This window comes from Mesorhizobium sp. M1322, assembly GCF_040318085.1.
Lineage (GTDB): Bacteria > Pseudomonadota > Alphaproteobacteria > Rhizobiales > Rhizobiaceae > Mesorhizobium.
This window is the reverse complement of the sequence record NZ_JAMYLP010000189.1, coordinates 1-2,300: the sequence shown is the minus strand read 5'-3', so window position 1 is coordinate 2,300 and position 2,300 is coordinate 1. Positions and strand designations below refer to the sequence as shown.

Genomic DNA, 2,300 nt, shown 5'->3' with positions numbered 1-2,300 from the left:
GGCTCAGTTGACCAAGCACACGATCGACCATCCGAATCATCTCCCTATCTTCCTTGCGAACGGAATCACCAATCCGATTCTGTGCAAAGGCCTCAAGTGAGGAGACCATCATGACCACCAAGCTCGACATCGCCCCCAGCTCCGACCGCGAACTGGTTCTCGCCCGCATCATCGATGCGCCGCGCGAGAACGTCTATCGCTGCTGGACCGAGCCGAAGCTCGTCACGCAATGGTTCGCGCCAAAGCCGTGGACGACGCCGCGCGCCGAAATGGATGTGCGCACCGGCGGCTCCAGCTTGGTCGTCATGGCGGGACCCGACGGCAATGAATTCCCGAACCCCGGCATCTTCCTCGAAGTCGTGCCGGGAGAGAAGATCGTTCTCACCGATGCCTATACGAAGGCGTGGGAGCCGTCGGAAAAGCCGTTCATGACGGTCGTGCTGACCTTCGAGGATGAGGGCGAGGGCAAGACCCGTTACATCGCCCGGGTTGCGCATTGGTCCGTCGCTGACCGCGAACAGCATGAGAAGATGGGCTTTCACGAGGGTTGGGGCCAGTGCGCCGACCAGCTCGAAGAAGTCGCCAAACGGCTTTGATATCAGCGGGACGCAAGGAGACCGACATGTCCAGATCGATGTTTTTCGCCATTTTCGCCTCGGCTGCGGCGCTGCTCGCTGCGCCGGGCGCCACCAAAGCCGAGGAGGCAAAGCCCGCCATGACCGCTGAAACGAAAGCAATGCCGCACCCGGTGAAATCCGGTCTGCTGCCGATCAACGGCCTGAATTACTATTACGCCGTCTACGGCAAGGGCGAGCCGCTGCTTCTTTTGCATGGCGGGCTCGGCACCACCGATATGTTCGCGCCGATCCTGCCGAAGCTTGCCGAGAACCGCACCGTCATCGGCGTCGACCTGCACGGTCACGGCCGCACTGCGCTCGGCGACCGGCCATTGAGCCTGGAGGCGATGGGCGACGACATGGCGGCGATCGTCAAGGCGCTCGGCTACGAGCAGGTCGATGTCATGGGCTATTCGCTGGGCGGCGGTGTCGCCTTCCGCATGGCCGTTCAGCATCCCGAGGCCGTGCGCCGGCTCGTCCTGGTTTCGACCGGCTATGCCGCGAACGGCTTCTATGCCGAGATGCGCGGTCAGCAGGCGCAGGTCGGCGCGGCGATGGCCGATATGATGAAGGACACGCCGATGTACAAATCCTACGTGGCGGTGGCGCCGCGCCCGCAGGATTTTCCGAAGCTGCTGGATCAGCTTGGCGCCTATATGCGCAAGGACTACGACTACTCCGCCGATGTGCCGAAGCTGAAGATGCCGGTCATGCTGGCGTTCGGCGACAGCGACATGTACCGGCCAGAGCACGAGATCAAGTTCTATCAGATGCTCGGCGGCGGACTGAAGGACGCCGGCTGGATGCGCGAGAACCTTTCGCAGAACCGCTTGGCCATCTTGCCGAACCGCACCCATTACGACGTGTTCTTTGCGCCGGAACTGACAGCTGCAGCGCTGCCCTTTCTCAATGGCGAGACCAAGGTCAAGACTTGGGACGAGATCGTCGGCGAAACGAACTGACCGCCTGACAACTGCCTGCCGGCCGTCTCCCGCGAGATGGTCGGCGACGCTTGTCGCGCGTCGCGCCTGACCACACCACAAGTTCCGCCTGCCGCATCACGCCAACAGATGGTGCCATCAAAGCATTTCAATTGACGCTCCAGTGCCGGCAGCTACCTTGGCGCCAATCTGTGGAAAGAGGGGCGAAGGTAATGGCGAAATATCAAGGCGGCTGCCTGTGCGGTGCGGTGCGCTACCGCACCGATGCGGCGCCGATCAACGAGCGCGTCTGCCATTGCCGGCTTTGCCAGAAGGCGCTGGGCGCGGCCTTCAACGCCCGCGTGCTGTTCCGCATCGACGACGTGACGACAGAAGGACCGGTGGCATTGGTGAATTCCTCGCCCGATCTCAAGCGCGGCTTTTGCCCGGGCTGCGGCACGACGATGTTTTCCCGGCGCGACTCCGCCGGCATCATCGGCGTCACGTCAGGCTCGCTCGACGATCCTTCCATGTTCAAGCCACAGATGCATATGTGGACCGCCTCGAAGCAGCCCTGGGTGCAGCTCGACGACGGACTCCCGCAATATGAAGGCGCCCCGCCGCCCGCTTAACCTTCTCCCCTTGTGGGAGAAGGTGGATTGGCGCGCAGCGCCAAGACGGTTGAGCAACCGTGCTTCAAACGAAAGCCGGATTCCAGGGTTTGTTGGTGCGCACCATAGCGTTGAGGGTTGTGATGAGCTTG

General features: G+C 62.4%; 3 protein-coding genes. All 3 read left to right on the top strand.

Translation table 11 applies throughout. The annotated features are described in order from the left end of the window. Nucleotides 1-110: 110 nt before the first annotated feature. The 3 genes from NKH12_RS30245 (at nt 111) to NKH12_RS30235 (ending at nt 2,169) form a co-directional block, all read left to right on the top strand. The gene (locus tag NKH12_RS30245; RefSeq protein ID WP_352956455.1) at nt 111-596 is read left to right on the top strand and encodes an SRPBCC family protein; all 486 of its coding nucleotides are present in this window, start codon (nt 111-113) and stop codon (nt 594-596) included. A gap of 26 nt (nt 597-622) precedes the next feature. Continuing rightward, nucleotides 623-1,579, top strand: coding sequence for an alpha/beta fold hydrolase (locus NKH12_RS30240; protein WP_352956454.1), 957 nt, complete (start codon nt 623-625; stop codon nt 1,577-1,579). Nucleotides 1,580-1,770: 191 nt separating this feature from the next. Then, nucleotides 1,771-2,169 carry a GFA family protein gene (locus NKH12_RS30235; RefSeq protein ID WP_352956453.1) on the top strand — a complete coding sequence of 133 codons (399 nt, stop codon included), beginning with the start codon at nt 1,771-1,773 and terminating at the stop codon, nt 2,167-2,169. The last annotated feature ends 131 nt before the right edge of the window (nt 2,170-2,300 follow it).